21 protein-coding genes are annotated in these 22,138 nt (G+C 65.0%); 17 read left to right on the top strand and 4 right to left on the bottom strand.

Going from position 1 to position 22,138, the window contains the following annotated elements:
* The first annotated feature begins 15 nt into the window (after positions 1-15).
* The 9 genes from ruvC (at position 16) to AB0H22_RS14950 (ending at position 10,460) form a co-directional block, all read left to right on the top strand.
* Positions 16-573, top strand: a complete 558-nt coding sequence (gene ruvC / locus AB0H22_RS14990; protein WP_358147117.1) for a crossover junction endodeoxyribonuclease RuvC — start codon at positions 16-18, stop codon at positions 571-573.
* Positions 574-604: 31 nt separating this feature from the next.
* A complete protein-coding gene (gene ruvA / locus AB0H22_RS14985; RefSeq protein ID WP_358147116.1) occupies positions 605-1,204 on the top strand; it encodes a Holliday junction branch migration protein RuvA in 600 nt (199 codons plus the stop codon).
* Positions 1,201-2,277 (top strand): Holliday junction branch migration DNA helicase RuvB, encoded by a 1,077-nt coding sequence (gene ruvB, locus AB0H22_RS14980; protein WP_180747793.1) that lies wholly within the window; start codon positions 1,201-1,203, stop codon positions 2,275-2,277. The genes ruvA and ruvB overlap by 4 nt, the downstream gene beginning before the upstream one ends.
* A gap of 143 nt (positions 2,278-2,420) precedes the next feature.
* Complete coding sequence (gene yajC / locus AB0H22_RS14975; protein WP_358147115.1) at positions 2,421-2,759, top strand: preprotein translocase subunit YajC; 339 nt, start codon at positions 2,421-2,423, stop codon at positions 2,757-2,759.
* A 70-nt stretch (positions 2,760-2,829) separates the two neighbouring features.
* The gene (secD, locus tag AB0H22_RS14970) at positions 2,830-4,563 is read left to right on the top strand and encodes a protein translocase subunit SecD (protein ID WP_358147114.1); all 1,734 of its coding nucleotides are present in this window, start codon (positions 2,830-2,832) and stop codon (positions 4,561-4,563) included.
* 17 nt (positions 4,564-4,580) lie between these two features.
* Positions 4,581-5,846, top strand: a complete 1,266-nt coding sequence (gene secF / locus AB0H22_RS14965) for a protein translocase subunit SecF (protein ID WP_180749599.1) — start codon at positions 4,581-4,583, stop codon at positions 5,844-5,846.
* The gene (locus AB0H22_RS14960) at positions 5,846-7,522 is read left to right on the top strand and encodes an ABC transporter substrate-binding protein (RefSeq protein WP_180747790.1); all 1,677 of its coding nucleotides are present in this window, start codon (positions 5,846-5,848) and stop codon (positions 7,520-7,522) included. The genes secF and AB0H22_RS14960 overlap by 1 nt, the downstream gene beginning before the upstream one ends.
* Positions 7,519-8,055 (top strand): adenine phosphoribosyltransferase, encoded by a 537-nt coding sequence (locus tag AB0H22_RS14955; protein ID WP_180747789.1) that lies wholly within the window; start codon positions 7,519-7,521, stop codon positions 8,053-8,055. The genes AB0H22_RS14960 and AB0H22_RS14955 overlap by 4 nt, the downstream gene beginning before the upstream one ends.
* An 86-nt stretch (positions 8,056-8,141) precedes the next feature.
* A complete protein-coding gene (locus AB0H22_RS14950) occupies positions 8,142-10,460 on the top strand; it encodes a RelA/SpoT family protein (protein WP_219602639.1) in 2,319 nt (772 codons plus the stop codon).
* Positions 10,461-10,496: 36 nt separating this feature from the next.
* On the opposite strand, the gene bla is transcribed toward AB0H22_RS14950, so the two are convergent.
* The gene (bla, locus tag AB0H22_RS14945; RefSeq protein ID WP_358147113.1) at positions 10,497-11,399 is read right to left on the bottom strand and encodes a class A beta-lactamase; all 903 of its coding nucleotides are present in this window, start codon (positions 11,397-11,399) and stop codon (positions 10,497-10,499) included.
* Position 11,400: 1 nt separating this feature from the next.
* Positions 11,401-12,327, bottom strand: coding sequence for a peptidylprolyl isomerase (locus AB0H22_RS14940; RefSeq protein ID WP_358147112.1), 927 nt, complete (start codon positions 12,325-12,327; stop codon positions 11,401-11,403).
* Between the two features lie 113 nt (positions 12,328-12,440).
* Here AB0H22_RS14940 and AB0H22_RS14935 point away from each other — a divergent pair, with 113 nt between their 5' ends.
* Genes AB0H22_RS14935 through AB0H22_RS14925 form a run of 3 tightly spaced genes read left to right on the top strand, consistent with a single transcriptional unit; the run spans position 12,441 to position 14,826 of the window.
* On the top strand, positions 12,441-13,112 hold the full coding sequence (locus AB0H22_RS14935; RefSeq protein WP_180747785.1) for an MBL fold metallo-hydrolase: 672 nt from the start codon (positions 12,441-12,443) through the stop codon (positions 13,110-13,112).
* Positions 13,109-14,398: a histidine--tRNA ligase gene (hisS, locus tag AB0H22_RS14930; protein WP_180747784.1), complete on the top strand. Its 1,290-nt coding sequence runs from the start codon at positions 13,109-13,111 to the stop codon at positions 14,396-14,398. Before AB0H22_RS14935 ends, hisS begins: the two co-directional genes overlap by 4 nt.
* 5 nt (positions 14,399-14,403) lie before the next feature.
* A complete protein-coding gene (locus tag AB0H22_RS14925) occupies positions 14,404-14,826 on the top strand; it encodes a hypothetical protein (protein WP_180749598.1) in 423 nt (140 codons plus the stop codon).
* A gap of 4 nt (positions 14,827-14,830) precedes the next feature.
* On the opposite strand, the gene AB0H22_RS14920 is transcribed toward AB0H22_RS14925, so the two are convergent.
* Complete coding sequence (locus tag AB0H22_RS14920; protein WP_358147111.1) at positions 14,831-15,184, bottom strand: gamma-glutamylcyclotransferase family protein; 354 nt, start codon at positions 15,182-15,184, stop codon at positions 14,831-14,833.
* Positions 15,185-15,251: 67 nt separating this feature from the next.
* Here AB0H22_RS14920 and AB0H22_RS14915 point away from each other — a divergent pair, with 67 nt between their 5' ends.
* Both AB0H22_RS14915 and AB0H22_RS14910 read left to right on the top strand, forming a co-directional pair.
* On the top strand, positions 15,252-15,737 hold the full coding sequence (locus tag AB0H22_RS14915) for a DoxX family protein (RefSeq protein WP_358147110.1): 486 nt from the start codon (positions 15,252-15,254) through the stop codon (positions 15,735-15,737).
* Between the two features lie 30 nt (positions 15,738-15,767).
* Positions 15,768-16,775 carry an Rv2578c family radical SAM protein gene (locus AB0H22_RS14910; RefSeq protein WP_358147108.1) on the top strand — a complete coding sequence of 336 codons (1,008 nt, stop codon included), beginning with the start codon at positions 15,768-15,770 and terminating at the stop codon, positions 16,773-16,775.
* 17 nt (positions 16,776-16,792) lie between these two features.
* Here the strand turns inward: AB0H22_RS14910 and AB0H22_RS14905 are convergent, their stop codons facing one another.
* Complete coding sequence (locus AB0H22_RS14905) at positions 16,793-17,680, bottom strand: neutral zinc metallopeptidase (RefSeq protein ID WP_180747780.1); 888 nt, start codon at positions 17,678-17,680, stop codon at positions 16,793-16,795.
* 162 nt (positions 17,681-17,842) lie between these two features.
* Between AB0H22_RS14905 and AB0H22_RS14900 the strand changes: the two genes are divergently transcribed.
* From AB0H22_RS14900 to AB0H22_RS14890, 3 genes are all read left to right on the top strand, one after another.
* Positions 17,843-19,354, top strand: coding sequence for a carboxylesterase/lipase family protein (locus tag AB0H22_RS14900; protein ID WP_358147106.1), 1,512 nt, complete (start codon positions 17,843-17,845; stop codon positions 19,352-19,354).
* A 72-nt stretch (positions 19,355-19,426) separates the two neighbouring features.
* Entirely contained in the window at positions 19,427-21,211 is a 1,785-nt protein-coding gene (gene aspS, locus AB0H22_RS14895) for an aspartate--tRNA ligase (RefSeq protein ID WP_180747778.1), read from the top strand.
* A 5-nt stretch (positions 21,212-21,216) separates the two neighbouring features.
* A complete protein-coding gene (locus AB0H22_RS14890; protein WP_180747777.1) occupies positions 21,217-22,125 on the top strand; it encodes a DUF389 domain-containing protein in 909 nt (302 codons plus the stop codon).
* The last annotated feature ends 13 nt before the right edge of the window (positions 22,126-22,138 follow it).

The following is a 22,138-nucleotide window of genomic DNA, read 5'->3' as shown; positions in this document are numbered from 1 at the left end:
CGAGAGGGCTGACACGTGCGGGTGATGGGAGTCGACCCGGGTCTTACCCGGTGTGGCCTGTCCATGGTCGAGGCCTCCTCGGGCCGCAAGGTGGTTGCCCTGGATGTCGACGTCGTGCGTACCCCGGCCAATCAGCCTCTCCCGCAACGACTTCTGGCGATCAGTGAGGTCGTCGAACACTGGATGGACACTCACCGCCCCGATGTGGTCGCCATCGAGCGTGTCTTTGCTCAGCACAACGTCTCCACCGTGATGGGAACCGCTCAAGCCGGCGGGGTGATCGCGCTGTGCGCCGCAAGACGGGGAATCGAGGTGTATTTCCACACCCCGTCGGAAGTCAAGGCAGCGGTAACCGGCAACGGGCGGGCGGATAAATCGCAAGTGACAGCCATGGTCACCCGCATCCTGCAGCTGCAGACGGCGCCGTCACCCGCGGACGCGGCGGATGCACTGGCCCTGGCAATCTGTCACTGCTGGCGTGCGCCCATGCTGGCGAGGATGGCCAAAGCGGAGGCCGCAGCGGAAAAGCAGCGGAAGGCCTTTGCGGCCCGAATGAAGGCGGTGGCGCGATGATGAGCCGCTTGCGCGAAGAAGGTGGTATCGAATGATTGCTTCGGTCAATGGCGAGGTCATCGACATTGCGCTCGATCATGTGGTGATCGAGGCCGCCGGTGTCGGATATCGCGTCAACGCCACCCCGGCGACACTGTCGACGCTGCGGCGCGGCACGCAGGTGCGGCTGATCACGGCGATGATTGTCCGCGAGGACTCGATGACCTTGTACGGCTTCACCGACACCGATGCCCGCGATCTGTTCATGACGCTGCTTGGGGTCTCTGGTGTGGGGCCCAAGATCGCGATGGCCACGCTCGCGGTGTACGACGCACCGACGCTGCGTCAGGCACTGGGCGATGGCGATGTCACGGCGCTGACCCGGGTGCCGGGGATCGGTAAGCGTGGCGCCGAGCGCCTGGTGCTGGAACTGCGGGAGAAGGTGGCGGCCGCCCCGAGCGGATCCACCGAGCTGGGCCGCGGCACTGGATCGCTGGTGCGCACACAGGTCATCGAGGCGCTTACGGGCCTCGGATTCCCCGCCAAACAAGCCGAGCAAGCCACCGATGCCGTGCTGGCCCAAGACAATTCCGATGGCGACACCTCGACCGTATTGCGCTCGGCACTGACGCTGCTGGGTAAGACGCGATGAGTCGCTTCGACGAGTTCGGGGACCTTGAGGCCGAGGAGGAGGGCTTCGAAACCGCCGAGATGTCCAGTGCCCTGACGGTCGGCGAGGGCGATGTCGACGCAGGATTGCGGCCGCGGACCCTGCACGAGTTCATCGGCCAGCCACGCGTGCGCGAGCAGCTGGAGCTCGTGTTGTCCGGCGCGAAGAATCGTGGCAGCACCCCGGACCACATCCTGCTGTCCGGTCCGCCCGGGCTCGGGAAGACCTCATTGGCCATGATCATCGCCGCCGAGTTGGGCTCCGCGCTACGGGTGACCTCGGGGCCGGCGCTGGAAAGAGCCGGCGACCTCGCGGCGATGCTGAGCAACCTCGTGGAAAACGATGTGCTGTTCATCGACGAGATCCACCGCATCGCCCGGCCCGCCGAGGAAATGTTGTATCTGGCCATGGAGGACTTTCGCGTCGATATCGTCGTCGGCAAGGGACCCGGTGCGACGTCGATCCCCCTGGAAGTGGCCCCGTTCACGTTGGTCGGCGCGACCACCCGATCAGGAGCGCTCACCGGGCCGCTGCGGGACAGATTCGGATTCACGGCCCATATGGACTTCTATGAGCCCCCCGAGCTCGAACTCGTGCTGGCCCGGTCGGCGGGAATCCTCGGTATCGAACTGGGGGACGACGCCGGTGTGGAAATCGCCCGACGGTCACGGGGCACCCCGCGTATCGCCAACCGACTGCTGCGCAGGGTCCGCGACTACGCGGAAGTGCGCGCGGACGGCGTGATCACCATCGATGTCGCGAAGTCCGCCCTAGAGGTATACGACGTAGACGAACTGGGTCTGGATCGTCTCGACAGAGCGGTGCTTTCGGCCCTGACGCGCAGCTTCGGTGGCGGTCCGGTGGGCGTGTCAACGCTGGCGGTGGCGGTCGGGGAGGAGTCGACCACTGTAGAAGAGGTATGCGAGCCATTCCTGGTGCGTGCCGGGATGCTGGCCCGTACGCCGCGCGGACGCGTGGCGACCCCATTGGCGTGGACGCATCTGGGTCTGACCCCGCCGCCGCAGGCGCTGGGGCAGACCGGACTGTTTGATTGACACGACGCTCCAGTCCTGGCGGGCACGGGGTTCGCGTCGATTCCGCAGAGTCGGATGGCACACTGGTGGCTTGTCGCGCGCTCGTTCACGCAGACCGTGCTTGATCTTGTGAAGACCCAACGGAAAGAACCCCGAAAGCCGCCATGGAATCGTTCATCGTTTTCTTACCGCTCATTCTCGTCATGGGCGCGTTCCTCTACTTCGCGAACCGTCGGCAGCGCAAGGCCCTCGACGCCACCATCTCGCTGCATGACTCCCTGGCAATCGGAGACCGGGTGCACACCACATCCGGGCTGCAGGGCACCATCACCGCCGTCACCGACGACGACGTCGATCTGGAGATCGCGCCGGGCGTCGTGACACGCTGGATGAAGCTCGCCGTCCGCGGCAAGATCGAGGACTCGGACGAAGACACCGATGACACCGTTGAGGAGACCTCTCGCGACGTCGAGAGCTCCGGGGTCGAGCTGACCAAGGACTAGTGGCTTTCGCCTTGCCGAAAGCCTGAAAGCCCCCGACGACCCGCCCTCGACAAGCAAGGAGACCGGACACGTGGCCTCTCCATCGGCCCCTGTGCATCCCGCGCGCTATCTGGCTGCCTTCCTGGTGCTACTGATAGGTGCCTTTCTGCTGGTGTTCCTGACCGGCGATAAGCAGGCCAAGCCCAAGCTCGGTATCGACCTGCAGGGCGGTACTCGCGTCACCCTGACGGCCCGTACCCCCGACGGTTCAAAGCCGACTCGGGAAGCGTTGACACAGGCGCAGCAGATCATCAACGCACGCGTCAACGGACTCGGCGTCTCCGGATCCGAAGTCATCATCGACGGCGACAACCTCGTCATCACGGTGCCCGGTAACGACGGCAGCGAGGCTCGGAACCTCGGTCAGACCGCCAAGCTCTATATCCGGCCCGTCCTGCAGGAAATACCTGCAGAGCCGCCGCAGCAGCCGCAGCAGCCTGGTGGTCCGGCGGGGAAGCCTGGCGGCGAACAGGGCGCAGCGCCGGCCGAATCCGCACCGGCAGCACCGGCAGCACCGACACCCAAGCCGCAGCCGCGCCCGTATCCGGCCCAAACCACCACTCCGCCTCCGCCCCCGGCCCCGGCAACTGCGCCGGCGACCCCGGCCGCCACCACGCCTGCAACTCCTCCGACGCAATTGCCTCCCAAGCAGGACGGCGAGCAGCGCAAGGCGTTGATCGATATGCACAAGCAGCTGCGGCAGAGTGAGGATCCACGGCTGCAGATCGCGGTACTGCAAGCGCAGGCCGCCAGTTGCGCCGACGAGGATCCGTTGGTCGGCAACGATGACCCAAACCTCCCGCTGATCACCTGCTCGCAGGATGGGAAGGCGGCGTACCTGCTGGACAAGTCGATCATCAGCGGTGAAGAAATCAAGGACGCCAGCTCGGGACTTGACCAACAGCGCGGCATCTATGTGGTGAGCATGGAATTCAAGTCCACCGGCGCCAAGGTGTGGGCGGACTACACCGCGTCGCATTGGCAGCAGGGCACCCAGACCGCCTTCACGCTGGACTCCAAGGTGATCAGTGCACCGGCGATCCGCGAACCCATCCCTGGCGGTAAGACCGAGATCAGCGGACAGTTCACCTCCGACCAGGCCAAGCAGCTCGCCGCGGCACTCAAGTACGGCTCGCTGCCGCTTTCCTTTGAGGCCTCTGATGCAGAAACTGTCTCGGCCACACTCGGATTGACCTCGCTCAAGGCCGGTCTCATCGCGGGCGCCATCGGTTTGGCGGTCGTGCTGCTGTACTCGCTGCTCTACTACCGCGTGTTGGGTCTGCTGACCGCGTTGTCCCTGGTGGCCTCCGGCGCGATGGTCTACGCGATCTTGATTCTGCTCGGCCGATACATCTCCTACACCCTGGATCTTGCGGGCATCGCCGGTCTGATCATCGGTATCGGCACCACCGCCGACTCCTTCGTGGTGTTCTTCGAGCGCATCAAAGATGAGATACGAGAAGGTCGTTCATATCGTTCGGCGGTGCCGCGCGGTTGGGCACGCGCCCGCAAGACGATCCTGTCGGGTAACGCGGTGACCCTGTTGGCCGCCGTAGTGCTCTACGTCCTGGCCATCGGCCAGGTGAAGGGCTTCGCGTTCACCCTGGGGCTCACCACCATCCTCGACGTCGTCGTGGTGTTCCTGGTGACGTGGCCGCTTGTCTACCTGTCCTCGAAGTCCGCGACCCTGTCCAAGCCCGTGTACAACGGGCTCGGCGCGGTCCAGCAGATTGCCCGCGAACGTAAGGCGGCGGCACACGCATGAGCACCAGCAACGACACCGTGAGCAATGGAAACGGCGCAAAGGACACCGTGGAGGGCGCCGATAAGGACTCGGCGGACGTCACCGCGAGCGCCGCGAAGGAACCCAAGTCCACTGCGGTGGAAACCGCCGGTGCCGCACCAGAACACGGGTTCTTCTACCGCCTGTACACCGGAACCGGCGCCGTCGACGTGGTCGGCAAGCGCACGTTGTGGTTCGGGATCAGCGGCGCGTTCATGGTCATTGCGATCCTGTCGATCGCGATCAAGGGATTTGTCTTCGGCATCGACTTCGAGGGCGGCACCAAGGTGTCGTTCCCGAAGGGTGAGGCCACCGTCCAGGCGGCAGAGGATGTCTTCAGTCAGACACTCGGTCGCGATGCCGAATCGGTAGTCGTCACCGGAACGGGCGCCTCGGCCTCGATTCAGATTCGCACCGAGACGCTCGACAACGACGAGTCCACGAAGCTCCACAAGGCGATCTTCGATAAGTTCGCGCCCAAGGGGTCAGACGGTAAGCCGTCTATCAATGCCATCAGCGATTCGGCGGTATCGGAGACCTGGGGTGGTCAGATCACCACCAAGGCACTCTGGGCGCTTGGCGTGTTCCTGGTGCTGGCCGGTATCTACATCGCGGTCCGCTATGAGCGTTATATGGCGTTGGCCGCGTTGGCCGCGTTGGTCTTCGACCTGCTGGTCACCGCGGGTGTGTACTCGTTGGTGGGCTTCGAGGTCACCCCGGCGACGGTGATCGGCCTGCTCACCATTCTCGGCTTCTCCCTGTACGACACCGTGATCGTGTTCGACAAGGTGGAGGAGAACACGCACGGCTTCCAGCACACCTCACGGCGCACGTTCGCCGAACATGCCAACCTGGCCGTGAATCAGACGTTCATGCGATCGATCAACACCAGCCTGATCTCGGTGATCCCGGTGCTCTCGCTCATCGTGGTCGCCATCTGGCTGCTGGGCGTCGGAACACTGAAGGACCTTGCACTGGTTCAGCTTGTCGGCATTCTGGTGGGCACGTACTCGTCCATCTTCTTCGCGACCCCGCTGTTGGTGGCGTTGCGTGAGCGCACGGAGCTGGTGGCGAGCCACACCAAGAAGGTGCTGAGCCGTCGCAAGCCCGACGCTGCGCCGCTGGCGGAAACGGGTTCGGGAACGAAGGCCACCAAGGCTGCGTCATCTGGGTCCTCGGAAGCCTCCGACGCTCCCCGGGTGCGGCCTGCCAAACCGAAGCCCGGTGCTCGTCCTCAAGGTAAGCGAAACGCGCGGCGGCACTGATGGTTTCACGGGGCCAGGCACGAGCCAGGGCACGACGGATCGGGCGGATAGGCGCCATCGCCGCGACGGTGCTCCTCGCGTCAGGACTGTTGACCTCGTGTTGGACTTCGGCGGCGAAAACGCTGGACTACGCCGTCGACGGCCGCCTCACGACCTACAACGTCAACAGCGTCGCGGGGAACGCCTCGGCAGGCGCGCAAGCGTTCAACCGCGTACTCACCGGTTTCGGCTTTCACGGACCCGACGGTCAGGTGATTGCCGACCATGACTTCGGCTCCGTGGAAGTAGTGGGCCGCATTCCGCTGGTTCTCGACTACACCATCAATGACAAGGCCGTCTACTCCGACGGCAAGCCGGTGACCTGTGAAGACATGGTGCTGGCCTGGTTCGCGCAATCCGGCAGGCAGCCTGATTTCGATGCTGCCAGCACGGCCGGATACGCCGACATCTCCTCGGTCGACTGCAAGCCGGGGCAGAAGACCGCGCGGGTCACCTTCGCGCCCGATCGCGCCTTCACCGACTGGGCCCAGTTATTCACCGCGACAACGATGTTGCCGTGGCATGTGATCGCCGACAAGCTAGGTGGGGGTGTCGACCTGATCGGCGCCATCGCCGCCAACGATGTTCCGACGCTGCAGAAGATCGCCGATTTCTGGAACACCCAATGGAATTTCGGGCCGGACCTGGACCTGTCGAAGTTCCCGTCAGCAGGCCCCTACAAGCTCGACGGTTACAACGAAGACGGATCGGTTGTACTCGTCGCCAATGACAAGTGGTGGGGGAACCCGCCGGTCACGAAGCGGGTCACGGTGTGGCCCAGCGGGATCGACGTGCAAAAGCGTCTGTCCGACGGTGACCTGGAGGTTGTCGACGTCGCCGCAGGATCGGCCGGGACTCTCACCGCGCCTGACGGATTCGCACGCACCGAGGAACCCGGATCGGGTGTGGAACAGCTCATCTTCGGTGCCGCCGGATCGGTCGGGGCTCCCGATCTGCGCCGCGCGGTGGCCCTGTGTACCCCACGCGACGCCATCTCGGGAATCGCCGGAGCGCCGGTGATGAACGCACGACTGGATACCAGTATCGGAGACTCGTTCGCCTCAGTAGAAGCTGCGGCCGAGGCGGGACGATTCATGCGTTCGGACCCGGCCGCGGCCCGTGCCGCCGCGGCCAACCGTCCGCTGACCGTCCGAGTGGGATACCAAGCGCCCAACCCGCGTCGCGCGGCGATCGTGTCCGCGATGGCGCAGGCCTGCGAACCTGCGGGGATCACCGTGCAGGATGTGAGCGCACCTGAGGTCGGGCCACAGTCGTTGCGGGACAATCATATTGACGCGTTGCTCAGCTCGATCGGCGGTGCTCCCGGAAGTGGGTCGACCGGTTCGTGGCTCATGGATGCGTACGCCCTGCGTTCTCATGAGGGAAAGAACCCGGCGAACTACGCCAACGGTCAGATCGATGGAATCATCGCCGCGCTCGCGGTGACCACCAATGCCAGGGACCAGAGCCGGCTATTGGGCGATGCATCGGCGATCCTGTGGAACGACCTCCCGACGCTGCCGCTGTACCGACAGCCACGCGTGCTGATCGCACCGAAGTCGATGTACGCCGGCACACCCAGCGTCACCCGGTGGGGCGCGGGCTGGAACATGGACCGCTGGGTGCTGCCCGCGTGACGGATACGGATCCGCGGATTGCGCTTCTGGTGGCATCGCTGACCCGTGAGGTTCCCGATTTCCCGGAGCCAGGGGTGCAGTTCAAGGACCTGACACCGCTGTTCGCGGATGCGAATGGTTTGTCACAGGTGACCGACGCGTTGGCAGAGGCGGCCGATGGTGCGTCTCTGATTGCGGGGATTGATGCGCGCGGTTTCCTCTTGGGGGCGGCCGTGGCGATTCGGCTCGGTGTGGGAGTGCTGGCGGTGCGTAAGGCCGGAAAGTTGCCGCCACCCGTGCATTCCCAGTCCTATCAGCTCGAATACGGCACCGCGGCGCTGGAGATCCCCGCCGACGGGGTGGAACTCGCCGGTCGCCGCGTGTTCATCGTCGATGACGTGCTGGCCACCGGAGGAACGCTCGCGGCAACGGTGAGGCTGTTGCGCAGTGCGGGGGCCGACGTGACGGGCGCCGGTGTGGTCCTGGAATTGTCTGATCTGGGCGGTCGCACCGCCGTGGCGCCACTGCCATTAACTGCGCTGCGCGTGATCTGAGAGATAATCTAGGCAAAGACCGGCGGAGGAGGTGAACCGTGGCTGACGAGCACGTACCCAGCGAGAATCAGGTCGCGGTGGAATCCCTGCCTGTCGTGAACGAACTGACGGTACCGAGCTCGGAGTCCCTGCGGGTCAGCGGCACCATGAGCGCTTCGCGCCGGGTGCGAGCTCGACTGGCTCGCCGGATGACCGCGCAGCGCGGTGCTGTTAGCCCAGTGCTCGAACCGCTGATGGCCGTCCATCGCGAGTTCTATCCCAAGGCCGACAGATTGGTGCTCCAGCGCGCCTATGAGGTGGCCGAAAGCCGACACTCCGAACAGTTCCGCAAGTCGGGCGATCCGTACATCACGCACCCGATCGCGGTGGCGAACATCCTGGCCGAGCTGGGCATGGACACCACCACGCTGGTTGCCGCGATCCTGCATGACACCGTCGAGGACACCGGCTATAGCTTGGAGCAGCTGACCGCCGAATTTGGCAGCGAGGTGGCCCATCTGGTCGATGGTGTGACCAAGCTCGACAAGGTGGTGTTGGGCAATGCCGCCGAGGGCGAAACCATCCGCAAGATGATCATTGCGATGGCGCGCGACCCTCGGGTGCTGGTCATCAAGGTCGCCGACCGGCTGCACAACATGCGCACCATGCGATTCCTGCCGCCGGAGAAGCAGGCGCGGAAGGCACGCGAGACACTGGAAGTGATTGCGCCACTGGCGCATCGGCTGGGCATGGCCACGGTCAAGTGGGAGCTCGAAGATCTTTCCTTCGCGATCCTGCACCCCAAGAAGTACGAGGAGATCGTGCGGCTGGTCGCCGACCGGGCGCCGTCACGCGATACCTATCTGGCCAAGGTTCGTGCGGAAATCATTGCCACCCTGAATGGTTCGCGTATCAGTGCCGTCGTCGAGGGGCGCCCCAAGCACTACTGGTCGATCTACCAGAAGATGATCGTCAAGGGCCGTGACTTCGACGATATCCACGACCTGGTGGGCGTCCGGATTCTGTGCGACGAGATTCGTGACTGTTATGCCGCTGTGGGCGTGGTGCACTCGTTGTGGCAGCCGATGGCGGGCCGCTTCAAGGACTACATCGCGCAACCGCGTTTCGGTGTCTATCAGTCGTTGCATACCACCGTGGTCGGGCCTGAGGGCAAGCCGCTGGAGGTGCAGATTCGCACCCGCGATATGCACCGCACCGCCGAGTACGGCATCGCCGCGCATTGGCGTTACAAGGAAGCCAAGGGGCGCAACGGAGTTCCGCTCACGCTTGCGGGCGCCGAAGTCGACGATATGGCGTGGATGCGCCAGCTGCTCGACTGGCAGCGTGAGGCCGCCGACCCTGGTGAGTTCCTGGAGGCGTTGCGGTACGACCTGGCGGTGCAGGAGATCTTCGTCTTCACCCCCAAGGGCGACGTCATTACCCTGCCTGCCGGATCCACTCCGGTGGACTTCGCCTACGCGGTGCACACCGAGGTTGGGCACCGCTGCATCGGTGCGCGCGTCAATGGGCGCTTGGTGGCACTGGAGCGCAAGCTCGAAAACGGGGAAGTGGTGGAGGTTTTCACCTCCAAGGCCGCCAGCGCCGGCCCGTCGCGCGACTGGCAGACCTTCGTGGTGTCACCGCGTGCCAAGGCCAAGATCCGGCAGTGGTTCGCCAAGGAACGGCGCGAGGAGGCGTTGGAGGCCGGTAAGGACTCCATCGCCCGTGAGGTGCGCCGCGGTGGACTTCCGCTGCAGCGCTTGGTCAACGGCGAGGGCATGGCATCGTTGGCCCGGGAGCTGCGCTACCAGGACACCTCCGCGCTGTACACCGCGGTGGGCGAGGGGCATGTTTCGGCCCGGCATGTGGTGCAGCGGCTGGTTGCCCAGCTGGGCGGGGTGGACAGCGCCGAGGAGGAACTCGCAGAGCGGTCCACTCCATCGACGATGCTGGTGCGCCAGCGCCGTAGCGACGATGTGGGTGTCGCGGTGCCGGGTGCCCCGGGTGTGCTGACCAAGCTCGCCAAGTGCTGCACCCCGGTACCGGGGGATCAGATCCTCGGATTTGTCACCCGCGGCGGGGGAGTCAGCGTGCACCGCACCGACTGCACCAACGCCGAATCCCTGCAGCAGCAATCGGAACGGATCATCGAGGTGCACTGGGCGCCGTCGGCGTCCTCGGTGTTCCTGGTGGCCATCCAGGTCGAGGCGCTGGACCGGCATCGGCTGCTCTCCGATGTGACGCGTGTCCTTGCTGATGAGCGAGTCAACATCCTGTCGGCCTCGGTGACCACATCGAATGACCGAGTTGCCATCAGCCGGTTCACTTTTGAGATGGGCGACCCCAAGCATCTGGGCCATGTCCTCAACGTGGTCCGCAATGTCGAGGGCGTCTATGACGTCTACCGGGTTACATCCGCCGCGTAATCCCTTACGCCAAGCACAAGTGTGGACACTCGGTGGTTAGGAAGTCAGTGCCTTGAGCGCGATTCGGGTGGCCTCGGCGATGGTCTGCTTGCCCTTGGTGGATTTCGGGTCGTCGGGGATCGCGAGCACCGCGATGGCGATGGGCGCACGCCCGGGTGGCCAGATCACCGCGATGTCGTTGGTCTCGCCCTTGAATCCGCTGCCCGTCTTGTCACCGACCGGCCAGCCCGTCGGGACACCCGCCCGAATCGATTGATCACCTGTGGTGTTCCGCTTCATCCAGTCGGTGAGCAGGTCCCGGCCCTGGGGATCCAGCCCGTCACCGAGAACCAGCCTGCGCAGGGTGGTCGCCAGCTGTAGCGGGGTCGACGTGTCCTTGTCGCCGTCGGGAATGTTCAGCTGACCCTCGATGCGATCCATACGAGAGATGTTGTCGCCCAAGCCTCTGACGAACTGCTCGGTGACCTTGGGGCCGCCGAGCTGAGCGATCAGCAGGTTGGCGCCGGTGTTGTCGCTATAGCGGATCGTCGCATCACACAGCTCCGAAATGGTCATGCCGTCGGCCACATGCTTGGAGGTGATCGGCGCCCACTCCAGAACGTCGGCCTGCGTGTAGTGAATCCGCTTGTCCAGCAGGCCCGGATCGCTGCGGCGGCGGTGCAGAATCGCCGACACGATGAAGGTCTTCACCGTCGAACACATGATGAAGCGTTGGTCGCCCCGAAAGCTGAATGTCGCACTCGATCCGACCTGGACCGCACACACGCCGAGGCGGCCGCCGAAGTCCTCTTCGAGGGAACTCAGCGCGATCCTCGCCGGGTCAATGGGTAGCCGGCATCCGGTTCCCGCGGATTGGGTGAACTCGTACGCCCCGGCACCCACCGCGGCCACCGCACCTGCGGAGAGGCCCCCGATAAGCAGCTTGCGACGCGAAATCACGTCAGTCGAGCTGCAGGTCGATGATCTTCACCTCTTGGGCGGGTGTGCCATCGCCCGAGCCGCGAGAACCCGGCTTGATGCCGTTTTTGGCGATCTTGGCCAGGGTGTCCATACCGGTCTTGTCGATGGTTCCGAACACCGTGTACTGCGGCGGAAGCTTCGAATCCTTGTAGACCATGAAGAACTGGCTGCCGTTGGTGCCAGGTCCCGCATTGGCCATCGCCAATGTGCCCGCCGGATAGACGACGGGACTCTCCGCGGCCGGATCACCCGGCTTGTACTGGTTGGTGGGGTACTCGTTGTCGAACTGGTATCCCGGGCCGCCGGAACCGGTGCCCGTCGGGTCGCCACACTGCAGCACCGAGAGACCGCCACTGGTTATCCGGTGGCAGATGGTGTCGTCGAAATATCCACCCTGCGCCAGGCTGGCGAAGCTGTTCACCGTGCACGGAGCCTTCGCATTGTCCAGCACCAGGCCGATGTTGCCCTGGCTGGTTTTCACGCTGGCGGTGAGCGTCGCGGGTTCGGTGGGCACCTTCCCGGTTCGCGGTATCTGCTTTTCGATCTTCTTGGAGGGCTTTTCCGCGGGCAGGTACTGGCAGTTGGCACCCAGATTGGCGGGGGCCACGAACTGCGGGAGAGCCGGCCCGGTGACAGGCGGTTCGTCGGGTGTCGGCAACGAGGAGGTCGGTGGTGCGTCGACCGTGGAGACCGGGGTGGTGTCAGAGGCGGTGGCCAGGGCGGAGTCGGTCTTATCGCTCTTGCGGATGGCCAGCCATGCGGTGATGGCCACCGCTGCGAGGACGGCGACAACCGCGACGCCGCTGATCGCCCAGATCCGCTGCTTGCGAGCGCGCTCCGCACGGCTCTCCAGCTGTCGCTCCAGCTTGCGCTTGGCGGTCTGACGTCGCTGCTCGTTGGTCGGCACCGGGCTCTCCTTCTAGGGCTTCCGCTGAAGAATCATCGAAGAATCTAGGTCGCCAGAGAGTGTGCCAGCCACACCTAAGAGAACGTGCAGGACCCGCCGCCTAAGCTGTTCGGGTGCTGATCACCGGATTTCCCGCGGGCATGTTCGCCACGAACTGCTATATCGTGGCGCCCCACGAAGGCGGCCCTGCCGTCATTATCGATCCCGGCCAAGAGGCCATCCCGGGTGTCAAGGAGATCCTCGCCGAACGCAATCTGACCCCCGCGGCGGTGCTACTCACCCACGGGCATCTCGATCACACGTGGACCGCGCAGCCGATCGCCGACGAGTACGGGATCCCGGTGTACATCCACCCCGATGATCGCGTGATGCTTGCCGATCCGCTTGCCGGGATCGGGCCGGGCCTGGGTCAGTTCATCCAGGGCGTGGAGTTCACCGAGCCCAAGGAGCTCATCGAGATCGGCGACGGCGACAAGCTGGAGCTCGCGGAGATCACCCTCACCGTGGATCACACGCCCGGGCATACGCGCGGCTCGGTGGTCTTCGGGATCGAGGTCGACACCGAGAACGGCCCGGTTGATGTGGTGTTCAGTGGCGACACCCTGTTCCAGATGTCGATCGGGCGCACCGACCTGCCTGGCGGGAACCACCAACAGCTGCTTAATTCGATTGCGGCCAAACTGCTGACCCGCGACGATTCCACCGTTGTCCTCCCCGGGCACGGCAACTCCACCAGCATCGGCGACGAGCGACGCGCCAACCCGTTCCTCGAGGAAATTCAGTGAGCGAGAAGACATACGGGGCTGGATCCTTTCGGGCCCCGAAGGGCATTCCCGATTACATACCACCGGACTCGGCGCAGTTCCTGGCGGTGCGTGACGGCTTGTTGGAACAGGCGCGGCTGGCTGGGTACGGCTATATCGAATTGCCGGTGTTCGAGGACACCGGACTGTTCGCCCGTGGGGTGGGGGAGTCCACCGATGTGGTCAGCAAGGAGATGTACACCTTCTCCGATCGCGGCGATCGTTCGGTAACGCTGCGCCCGGAGGGCACGGCCTCGGTGATGCGTGCGGTCATCGAGCATGGCCTGGACCGCGGCCAGCTGCCCGCGAAACTGCGTTACGCCGGACCGTTTTTCCGGTATGAGCGTCCGCAGGCCGGCCGCTACCGCCAGTTGCAGCAGGTGGGCGTGGAAGCCATCGGCGTCGACGATCCGGCCCTGGATGCCGAGGTGATCGCGATCGCGGATGCCGGGTACCGCTCGCTGGGGCTTACCGGCTTCCGCTTGGAGATCAGCTCGCTGGGCGATGCGTCTTGCCGCCCGCAGTACCGAGAGTTGTTGCAGGAATTCCTCTTCGGCCTGGACCTGGACGAGGCGACGCGGGAACGGGCCCGTATCAATCCCATTCGGGTACTCGACGATAAGCGGGCCGAGGTGCGCGAGATGACCGCCGCCGCGCCGCTCATGCTCGACCATCTCTCGCAGGAATCCAAGGCGCATTTCGATGAGGTTCTCAATCATCTGGACGCGTTGGGCGTGCAGTACGTGGTGAACTCGCGGCTGGTGCGCGGCCTGGACTACTACACCAAGACCACATTCGAGTTCGTGCATGACGGACTGGGCGCGCAGTCGGGGATCGGCGGCGGCGGGCGCTATGACGGACTCATGGCGCAGCTCGGTGGACAGTCGTTGTCGGGTATCGGGTTTGGGCTCGGCGTGGACAGAACTCTGCTCGCCCTGCGGGCCGAGGGCGTCGAGGTGGGGGACAGCGGGCGCTGCGAGGTGTTCTGCGTTCCCCTTGGGCAGGACGGAAAATCGGCGTTGGTCAAGGTGGCGGCGCAGCTGCGTGCTGCTGGAATCCGCACCGATATCGCGTACGGCGACCGTGGACTCAAGGGTGCGATGCGCGCGGCGGACCGCTCCGGAGCCTCGATTGCACTGGTCGCCGGGGACCGGGAAATCGGTGAGGGAAACATCGAACTCAAGACGCTGGCAGATGGCGTTCAGCACCCGGTGCCGATTGGTTCGATTGTCGACGAGGTAACGGCGCGGCTAGCATCGCGGATATGACACGTATGGGACGTATCGCAGCAGGTCTGCTCGCCGTGGCCGGTTCCGCAACCTTGACCATGTCCGTGACGGCCCTGATCCCGGTAGCGCAGGCGGCACCGCACCAGGTGAAGTACGTGATCAGCTCCGACCGTGAGTTCCTCTCGCAGACCCTCGTGCTGCAGAACGAGCCGCCCAGCAAGGCCGCGTACGACTCGGAGTCGAGCAAGTATCTGGTGCGTAACTCGACCCGTATCTCGCCCGACGCTCCGTTTGTGGTCGAGACCACGTTGAACGATCCGACGCAGTGGGCTTATGTCAGCGCGAGCGCGGCGGCCAAGGCCGTTACCGGTGCTCCCGTGTTCCATTGCGAGGTGTTCGTGGACGGCGCTCTCGCAACGCAGGCCGATGGCGAGACCGCCGTTACGTGCGCACTGCGTAAGTGGTAGCGCGCTAGCCGGCTGCCCACACGTAGACCCAGGCCGTTGCGCCTGAGCGCAGCGGCACCGAAATGCGTCGATAGTCGTCGACTTCGTATTCGTCGGCGGAGGCCAGCTGTGCGGGGGTAATGGAAAAGACTGTCCCCGGGACCTCCGCAGCGGCCGTTGCCGACGGACGCAGGATGGGATGCCGATCGTTGCCGCTGGTTGCTATGACATGCGGGTCGGTGATGGTGACGTAGTCCAGGTCGAACCCGACGATGGCGTCGCCCTGCCCTTCGAGTTCCTGCCCGAACGTGGCGCGTTGCACCTCGGGCTGCTGCAGGGTGCCATAGGAAAACAAGAGCTCTGTCGTCGATTCCGTCACGTGATAAGTCAAGCAGTCCCTCGCGTGCGACGCATCTCAGTACCACCGCGCTCCTACACTGACCGGCATGCGTCGTTGGCCGGTCGAACTCTGGAAGATGCTTACCCGGGTGAGCATCGGATACATGTTTGTCAGTGGCGCGGTGGGAAAGATCGCCAATCTCGGGAGGTTTCGCGATGACTTCGCGGCATGGGGTGCCCCGCTGCCGTCGATATCGGCGCCCGTGACGGCGTGGGTGGAGTTGATCGCCGGAGTCATGCTCATTGTGGGTCTGCTGACCTGGATGGCTGCGCTGGCACTGTCCGCAATCATGGCCGGAGCGATCTGGCTATCGGTGGTTCCTGGGCTCGCGGGGCAGTCCACGGCTGAGTTCTTCAGCAATTTCTTCTACTCACCGGAATGGCTGTTGTTGCTGGTGCTGGGAGCGGTCGCGTGGGTCGGTGCGGGCACGCTTAGCTGCGACAACCGGCTGCGGCACGCCAATCTTCTTGTGGCCGGCCATAAGTGGAATTTTGCCGATCCACGGGGGCTTTCGAGCGCGGTTGGTGCTTGACACCGTATCGAACATATGTTCGCATAGATCATGCGATGGGACGGCCAGGCGCTGGGCGCCGACGACGGGGCGCTCCCGGGTTTGGAGCGCATCGGTCTGGTGCGCAGCGTCCGCACACCCGAGTTCGAAGGCATCACCTTTCACGAGGTGTTGTGCAAATCGGCGCTCAACAAGGTCCCGGCCGCGTCCATGCTGCCGTTTCGCTTTACGGTCAACGCATTTCGCGGGTGTTCGCATGCCTGCCGTTACTGCTTCGCGCGCCCGACGCATGAGTACCTGGAATTCGACAGCGGTGCTGATTTCGACACTCAGATCGTCGTGAAGACCAATCTGGTTCCGGTGCTCCGGAAAGAGTTGCAGCGCAAGTCCTGGGTGCGTGAGACGGTCGCGCTCGGCACCAACACCGATCCCTATCAGCGGGCCGAGGGCCGCTATCAGTTGATGCCGGGAGTGATTGCCGCGCTGGCCGATTCGGGGACACCAATGTCGATCCTTACCAAGGGGACGCTGCTGCGCCGAGATTTACCCCTGCTCGCCGAGGCGGCCGGGCAGGTGCCGGTAAGCCTGGGCGTCTCGCTCGCTATCGGCGATGACGCGGTACACCGGGAAGTCGAGCCGGGGGTGCCCTCACCCCAGGCACGGCTGTCGCTCATCGCCGCGGCGCGCGAGGCGGGATTTGAGCCGCATGTGATGGTGGCGCCGGTGCTTCCGTTTCTCACCGACTCGATTGAGCATCTCGATGACCTGCTGGGCCGCATCGCGGATGCCGGCGCGGGTTCCGTGACGGTTTTTCCGTTGCATTTGCGTGGGACGACACGGGGCTGGTTCATGTCCTGGGTATCGCAATCGCATCCCGAGCTGGTCGGTCGATACCGGGAGCTGTACCGGAAGGGCGCATATGCGCCGGCCGAGTATCGGTCATGGCTACGAGAGCGGGTGGCCCCGTTGGTCGACAAGTATGGATTGGCCTCGCACCGTGAGGAAACCCCTACGCGGCCACCAAAACTGGTGCCCGCGCTGGAGCCGACGCTGTTTTAAGCCGCCGAGCCCGGTGCCTAGTTCAGGTTCTCGGCGTTGAAGGTGTCGCAGACGCGGTAATCACCGCTGCGGTACCCCTCGGTGAACCACCGCTGACGTTGTTCGGATGAGCCGTGCGACCACGACTCCGGGTTGACGCGCCCGGTCGCACGCTTCTGAATTCTGTCATCGCCCACCGAGGATGCCGCGGAGAGCGCGTCCTGAATGTCCTGATCCGACAGCGGTTTCAGGAAGGGCACCCCGGTGCCCTCCTGCTTGGTGGTCGATGCGTGCTGGGCCCAGACCCCGGCGTAGCAGTCGGCCTGCAGCTCGGTGCACACGCCGCCACCTGCCTGGCCCTCGGCGCAGCGTTGATTCTTGCCCAGCACGCCGAGCAGGTTCTGCACGTGATGGCCGTACTCGTGGGCGACCACATATTCCTGCGCCAATGGGCCGCCGCTGGATCCGAACTGGTCGACCAGCACCTGGAAGAAGCTGGTGTCGAAGTATGCGGTCTGGTCGGCGGGGCAGTAGAAGGGGCCGACCTCGGTGGTCGCGGCGCCGCAACCGGTGTTCACCTGACCGCTGAACAGTTTCACGCCGGGCCGTGGGTACTTCGGCCCGAGGATCTGCTTCCAGACGGCGTCGACGGAATTCCCGGTAGCGATGATGCGGCAGTCCAACGCGTTGTTCGCATCCGCACCGGTTTTGCAATGGCTGAAGTCCTGTGTCTGCTCCTGCGCCGGGCCCGCTTGCTGCTGGCCCTGCTGTTGCAGAACCTGGCTGGGGTCGCCGCCGAGCAGCATCACCACCACTGCGATCAGCAACCCGCCGACACCACCGCCGATGGCCAGTTTCGGGCCGCGGCCCATGCCTCCACCCGAGGTGGTGCTGGTATCGATCTGCATGCCTTCGTTGAAGGTCATTGGTCTGCCACTCCCACGTTGTATCTCTGCTACTCAGTTATCGGCTGCGTCCGGCTGCCGATACCTTTGCATACTCCACAGGCCGACGTATCGCTACACGGCGAAGAGTTCATGTCCGTCTCCGGTACTTTCCCGCGGCGCCACACGGCCCATAGCGGGTCTATGGCCTCCGCCCGCATTACGATTCGATACGTGGCCGTTGATGTCGCCTTACCGACCATCGTCCGCACACCATTGGGAGACCTGCGGGGAACCATCGATCGCGGCGTTTCGGTGTGGCGTGGGGTGCCGTACGCGCAGCAGCCCGTCGAACAGCTTCGGTTCCTGGCACCCGCTCCGCTGGAGGCCTGGGACGGTGTGCGCGACGCCATAGAGCACGCGCCGTTGCCGCATCAAGGAAAATCGTTCGTGGGTGCCGGGCGGGACGACCCCAAGGTCCGAGGCGAAGACTGCCTGACGGTCACCGTATGGTCGCCCGACGTCCACGCCAGCCTGCCCGTCATGGTGTGGATCCCGGGCGGGGCCTTCGTTTTTGGTGCTGGGCAGCTGGAGCTGTACAGCGGTGCGCGACTGGCCGCCAATGGCAATGTCGTGGTCGTCAATGTCACGTACCGGATCGGAGCGCTGGGTGGGCTGGAGCTCAGCGCCCTGGGCGAGGGTTTTGACGACAACCTGGCCCTGCGTGACCAGATCGCCGCGCTGAAGTGGGTGCGCGACAACATCGCGGCCTTTGGTGGCGACCCCGATCGCGTCACGATTTTCGGTGAGTCGGCAGGGGGGACTTCGGTGCTGGCGCTGTTGGCCAGCCCGGCGGCGGGAGGGCTGTTCGGTCGCGCCATCGCGCAGAGCCCGGCGTTACCGCTCATTGCCGACAAGGCCCTGCGAGACCGGCGTGCGCACCGGTACATGGAGCTGCTCGACGTCACGGACCCCAGCCGTCTCAAGGTGTTGCCGCAGCGGGAACTGCGCCGCGGCGCGGCCAAGTTGCAGATCGAGAGCGCGACCGATACCCCGATCCTCGGATACGGGCTCACCTACGGCACTGACCTGCTGCCACACCACCCCGTCGAAGCGGCGCGGCGCGGCGAGGTGCATCAGGTGCCGCTCATCATCGGGTCCAACAGCCATGAGGCATCGATGTTCGCGCGGGTGAAACCGCCGATGCTGCCTACCACTGAGTCGACCATCAACGGCTACTTCAACCGGATAGGCCCGGAGTATCAAGACGCGATCGTGTCCGCATACCCGAGATACCCGAGCCGTTCGGCGCTCGTCGCCCTGGGTTCCGATGCCATGTTCGCCGCCCCCATGTGGGCCTTCGCCGATGCCTACAGTGCCTTCGCCGATACCTTCATGTACCGGTTCGACCACACCGCCTGGGGCCTCAAGGTGCTCGGCCTCGGTGCTACCCACGGCAGCGAGATCGTGCACGTCCAGCACAGTTATGGGTCATTCGTCGGGATGCTGCTGAGCCCGCTGGGGGCGCGGATGATGCCCTCGGTCGGCCGCCGCATGCAGCGCGCCTGGCTGGACTTCGCGGTCGGAGACGGACCCGAGGGCTGGCCGACGTATGGAGCAGAGGGTCGACGGACCCGGATCATCCGGTCCCGTGCCGACGTCACCGTGGAGGATCCGGACTCGGTGCGCCGCCTCGCCTGGGCCCAGGTGCACTGAGTCCGTCGAGGTCGCTAAACGCGGGCCGCTAGGCTCAAATGTCTTAACACTGACTTTTCGAAGGGATCTTTTGTGCTGCGCAGTCACGACGCGGGAACGTTGCGGGAGTCCGACGCCGGGCAGCGGGTAACGCTTGCCGGCTGGGTGGCTCGACGACGCGACCACGGCGGCGTCATCTTCATCGATCTGCGCGACGCCTCCGGCGTGTCGCAGGTGGTGTTCCGCGACGACGCGGTGCTCGAACAGGCTCATCGGCTGCGTGCCGAATTCTGCGTCGAGGTCAGCGGAATCGTGGAGGTCCGGCCCCAGGGCAACGCCAACGACGAGATCCCCACCGGCCAGATCGAGGTCAACGCCGCCGAACTGACCGTGCTCAACGAGAGCGCGCCGCTGCCGTTCCAGCTGGACGAAACCCCGGGTGAGGAAGCGCGTCTCAAATACCGGTACCTCGACCTGCGTCGCGAGGGTCCGGGCAATGCAATGAGGTTGCGCTCCAAGGTGAGCGCCGCGGCGCGCAGCGTGCTGGCCCGCCACGATTTCGTCGAGGTGGAGACGCCGACACTGACTCGCTCGACGCCGGAGGGCGCGCGCGACTTCCTGGTACCGGCCCGTCTGCAGCCGGGCAGCTTCTACGCCCTGCCGCAGAGCCCGCAGCTGTTCAAGCAGCTCCTCATGGTCGCGGGTATGGAGCGGTACTACCAGATTGCGCGTTGTTACCGGGACGAGGATTTCCGGGCGGACCGGCAGCCCGAGTTCACCCAGCTCGATATCGAGATGAGCTTCGTGGACCAGGACGATGTCATCGGGCTTGCCGAGGAGATCCTCGTGGCGTTGTGGGATCTGATCGGCTATCACGTGCCGACACCCATCGCGCGCATCACCTATGCCGAGGCGATGCGCCGCTACGGCAGCGACAAGCCGGACCTACGTTTCGGCCTGGAGCTGGTGGAGTGCACGGAGTACTTCTCCGACACCAGTTTCCGGGTTTTCCAGGCGCCCTACGTGGGTGCGGTGGTGATGCCCGGCGGTGCCGATCAGCCACGTCGCACGCTGGACGGCTGGCAGGAATTCGCCAAACAGCGCGGACACAAGGGACTGGCCTATGTGTTGGTGGGGGAGGACGGCACCCTCGGCGGCCCTGTCGCCAAGAACCTGTCCGATGCCGAACGCGATGGGCTGGCGGCCCATGTCGGCGCCAACCCGGGTGACTGCATCTTCTTCTCCGCCGGTGCTGTGAAGTCCTCGCGGGCTCTGCTCGGTGCGGTGCGCGGCGAGGTTGCGCAGCGCCTCGGTTTGATCGACCCCGACGCCTGGGCATTCGCCTGGGTGGTGGACGCGCCGATGTTCGAGCCTGCCGATGACGCCACCGCCGCGGGTGACGTGGCGGTCGGTTCCGGTGCGTGGACTGCGGTGCACCATGCCTTCACCTCGCCGAAGCCGGAGTCGGAGAACACCTTCGATACCGATCCGGGTTCGGCGCTGGCATTCGCCTACGACATCGTGTGCAACGGCCACGAGATCGGCGGAGGGTCGATCCGTATCCACCGCCGCGACGTCCAAGAGCGGGTCTTCAAGGTGATGGGTATCAGCAACGAGGAGGCCCAGGAGAAATTCGGGTTCCTGTTGGACGCCTTCGCATTCGGCGCCCCGCCGCACGGCGGGATCGCCCTCGGCTGGGACCGGACGACCGCGCTGCTGGCCGGCACGTCTTCGATCCGCGAGGTCATCGCCTTCCCGAAGTCCGGTGGCGGTGTCGATCCGTTGACCGATGCCCCGGCGCCGATTACCGCGGCGCAACGCAAGGACTCCGGGATCGACGCCAAACCGGAAAAGCCCGGTAAGCCTGCGGACGCATAGGGCACGTGCTTCACGTCCGGATTATCGCACCTGCGGACCTGTCCGATCAGGTGGTGGAATTCCTTTCCACCACAACAGGAGTCGCGCATATCGTGCGCCTGCCCGAAGCGGCGATCAGTCCGGCGGGCGATGTGATCACCGCCGACGTGGCGCGCGAGACCGCCAACGACGTGCTCGACGGACTCAAGTCGATCGATATCGACAAACGTGGGTCGATCACTGCGGAGGTTCTCGACACGGTGATCTCGCAGACCGCCTATGAGGCCGAGGACGAGGCCGAGGGGGATCCGGCCGATGCCGTCATCTGGGACGAACTGATCGGTCGTACCCGCGAGGAGTCGACCCTCAACCTGACCTTCCTGGCATTCCTATGTCTGGCCTGTCTGATCGCTGCAGTCGGTGTGGTCACCGATTCGCCGGTCACCATCGTGGGCGCCATGGTGGTTGGCCCGGAATTCGGCCCGCTTGCCGCCCTGGCGGTTTCGATCGTGCGGCGTAAGTGGTCGCTGGCGCGTCGGTCACTGCTGGCGCTGATGGTGGGCTTCCCGGTGGCGATGGCGGTGACTGCTGTCGGAGCGCTGGCCGCCGAGGGTGCCGGATGGGTAACGCTGAAGAGCGTGCGAGAACTGCAGCAGGTTGACTTCGTGTTCCAGGTGGGGCCGTTCTCGTTGGTAGTCGCGCTGCTGGCCGGAGCCGCAGGCATGCTCTCGCTGATGTCGGCGAAATCGGCTGCACTGGTGGGCGTTTTCATCTCGGTCACCACCGTGCCGGCCGCCGGTTTCGCGGTGGTGGCGGCGACAGTGGGGGAATGGGAGCTCGCCGGACTGTCCACATTGCAGCTGGCGGTCAACCTTTTCGGCATCGTCCTTGCCGGGGTGTTGGTGCTGCTGGTACGGCCCAGGGGTCTGCGCTAGGCGCCGGCTGCTC

Source organism: Mycobacterium sp. NPDC050853 (assembly GCF_040653875.1).
Lineage (GTDB): Bacteria > Actinomycetota > Actinomycetes > Mycobacteriales > Mycobacteriaceae > Mycobacterium.
This window is presented reverse-complemented; position numbering and strand designations above follow the sequence as displayed.

Coding starts and splice junctions, on each gene's coding strand:
- ruvA (WP_358147116.1), top strand. CDS start 605: ATGATTGCTTCGGTCAATGGCGAGGTCATCGACATTGCGCTCGATCAT.
- ruvB (WP_180747793.1), top strand. CDS start 1,201: ATGAGTCGCTTCGACGAGTTCGGGGACCTTGAGGCCGAGGAGGAGGGC.
- yajC (WP_358147115.1), top strand. CDS start 2,421: ATGGAATCGTTCATCGTTTTCTTACCGCTCATTCTCGTCATGGGCGCG.
- AB0H22_RS14960 (WP_180747790.1), top strand. CDS start 5,846: ATGGTTTCACGGGGCCAGGCACGAGCCAGGGCACGACGGATCGGGCGG.
- AB0H22_RS14925 (WP_180749598.1), top strand. CDS start 14,404: ATGGGACGTATCGCAGCAGGTCTGCTCGCCGTGGCCGGTTCCGCAACC.
- AB0H22_RS14915 (WP_358147110.1), top strand. CDS start 15,252: ATGCGTCGTTGGCCGGTCGAACTCTGGAAGATGCTTACCCGGGTGAGC.
- AB0H22_RS14910 (WP_358147108.1), top strand. CDS start 15,768: ATGCGATGGGACGGCCAGGCGCTGGGCGCCGACGACGGGGCGCTCCCG.
- AB0H22_RS14905 (WP_180747780.1), bottom strand. CDS start 17,680: ATGACCTTCAACGAAGGCATGCAGATCGATACCAGCACCACCTCGGGT.
- AB0H22_RS14900 (WP_358147106.1), top strand. CDS start 17,843: ATGGCCTCCGCCCGCATTACGATTCGATACGTGGCCGTTGATGTCGCC.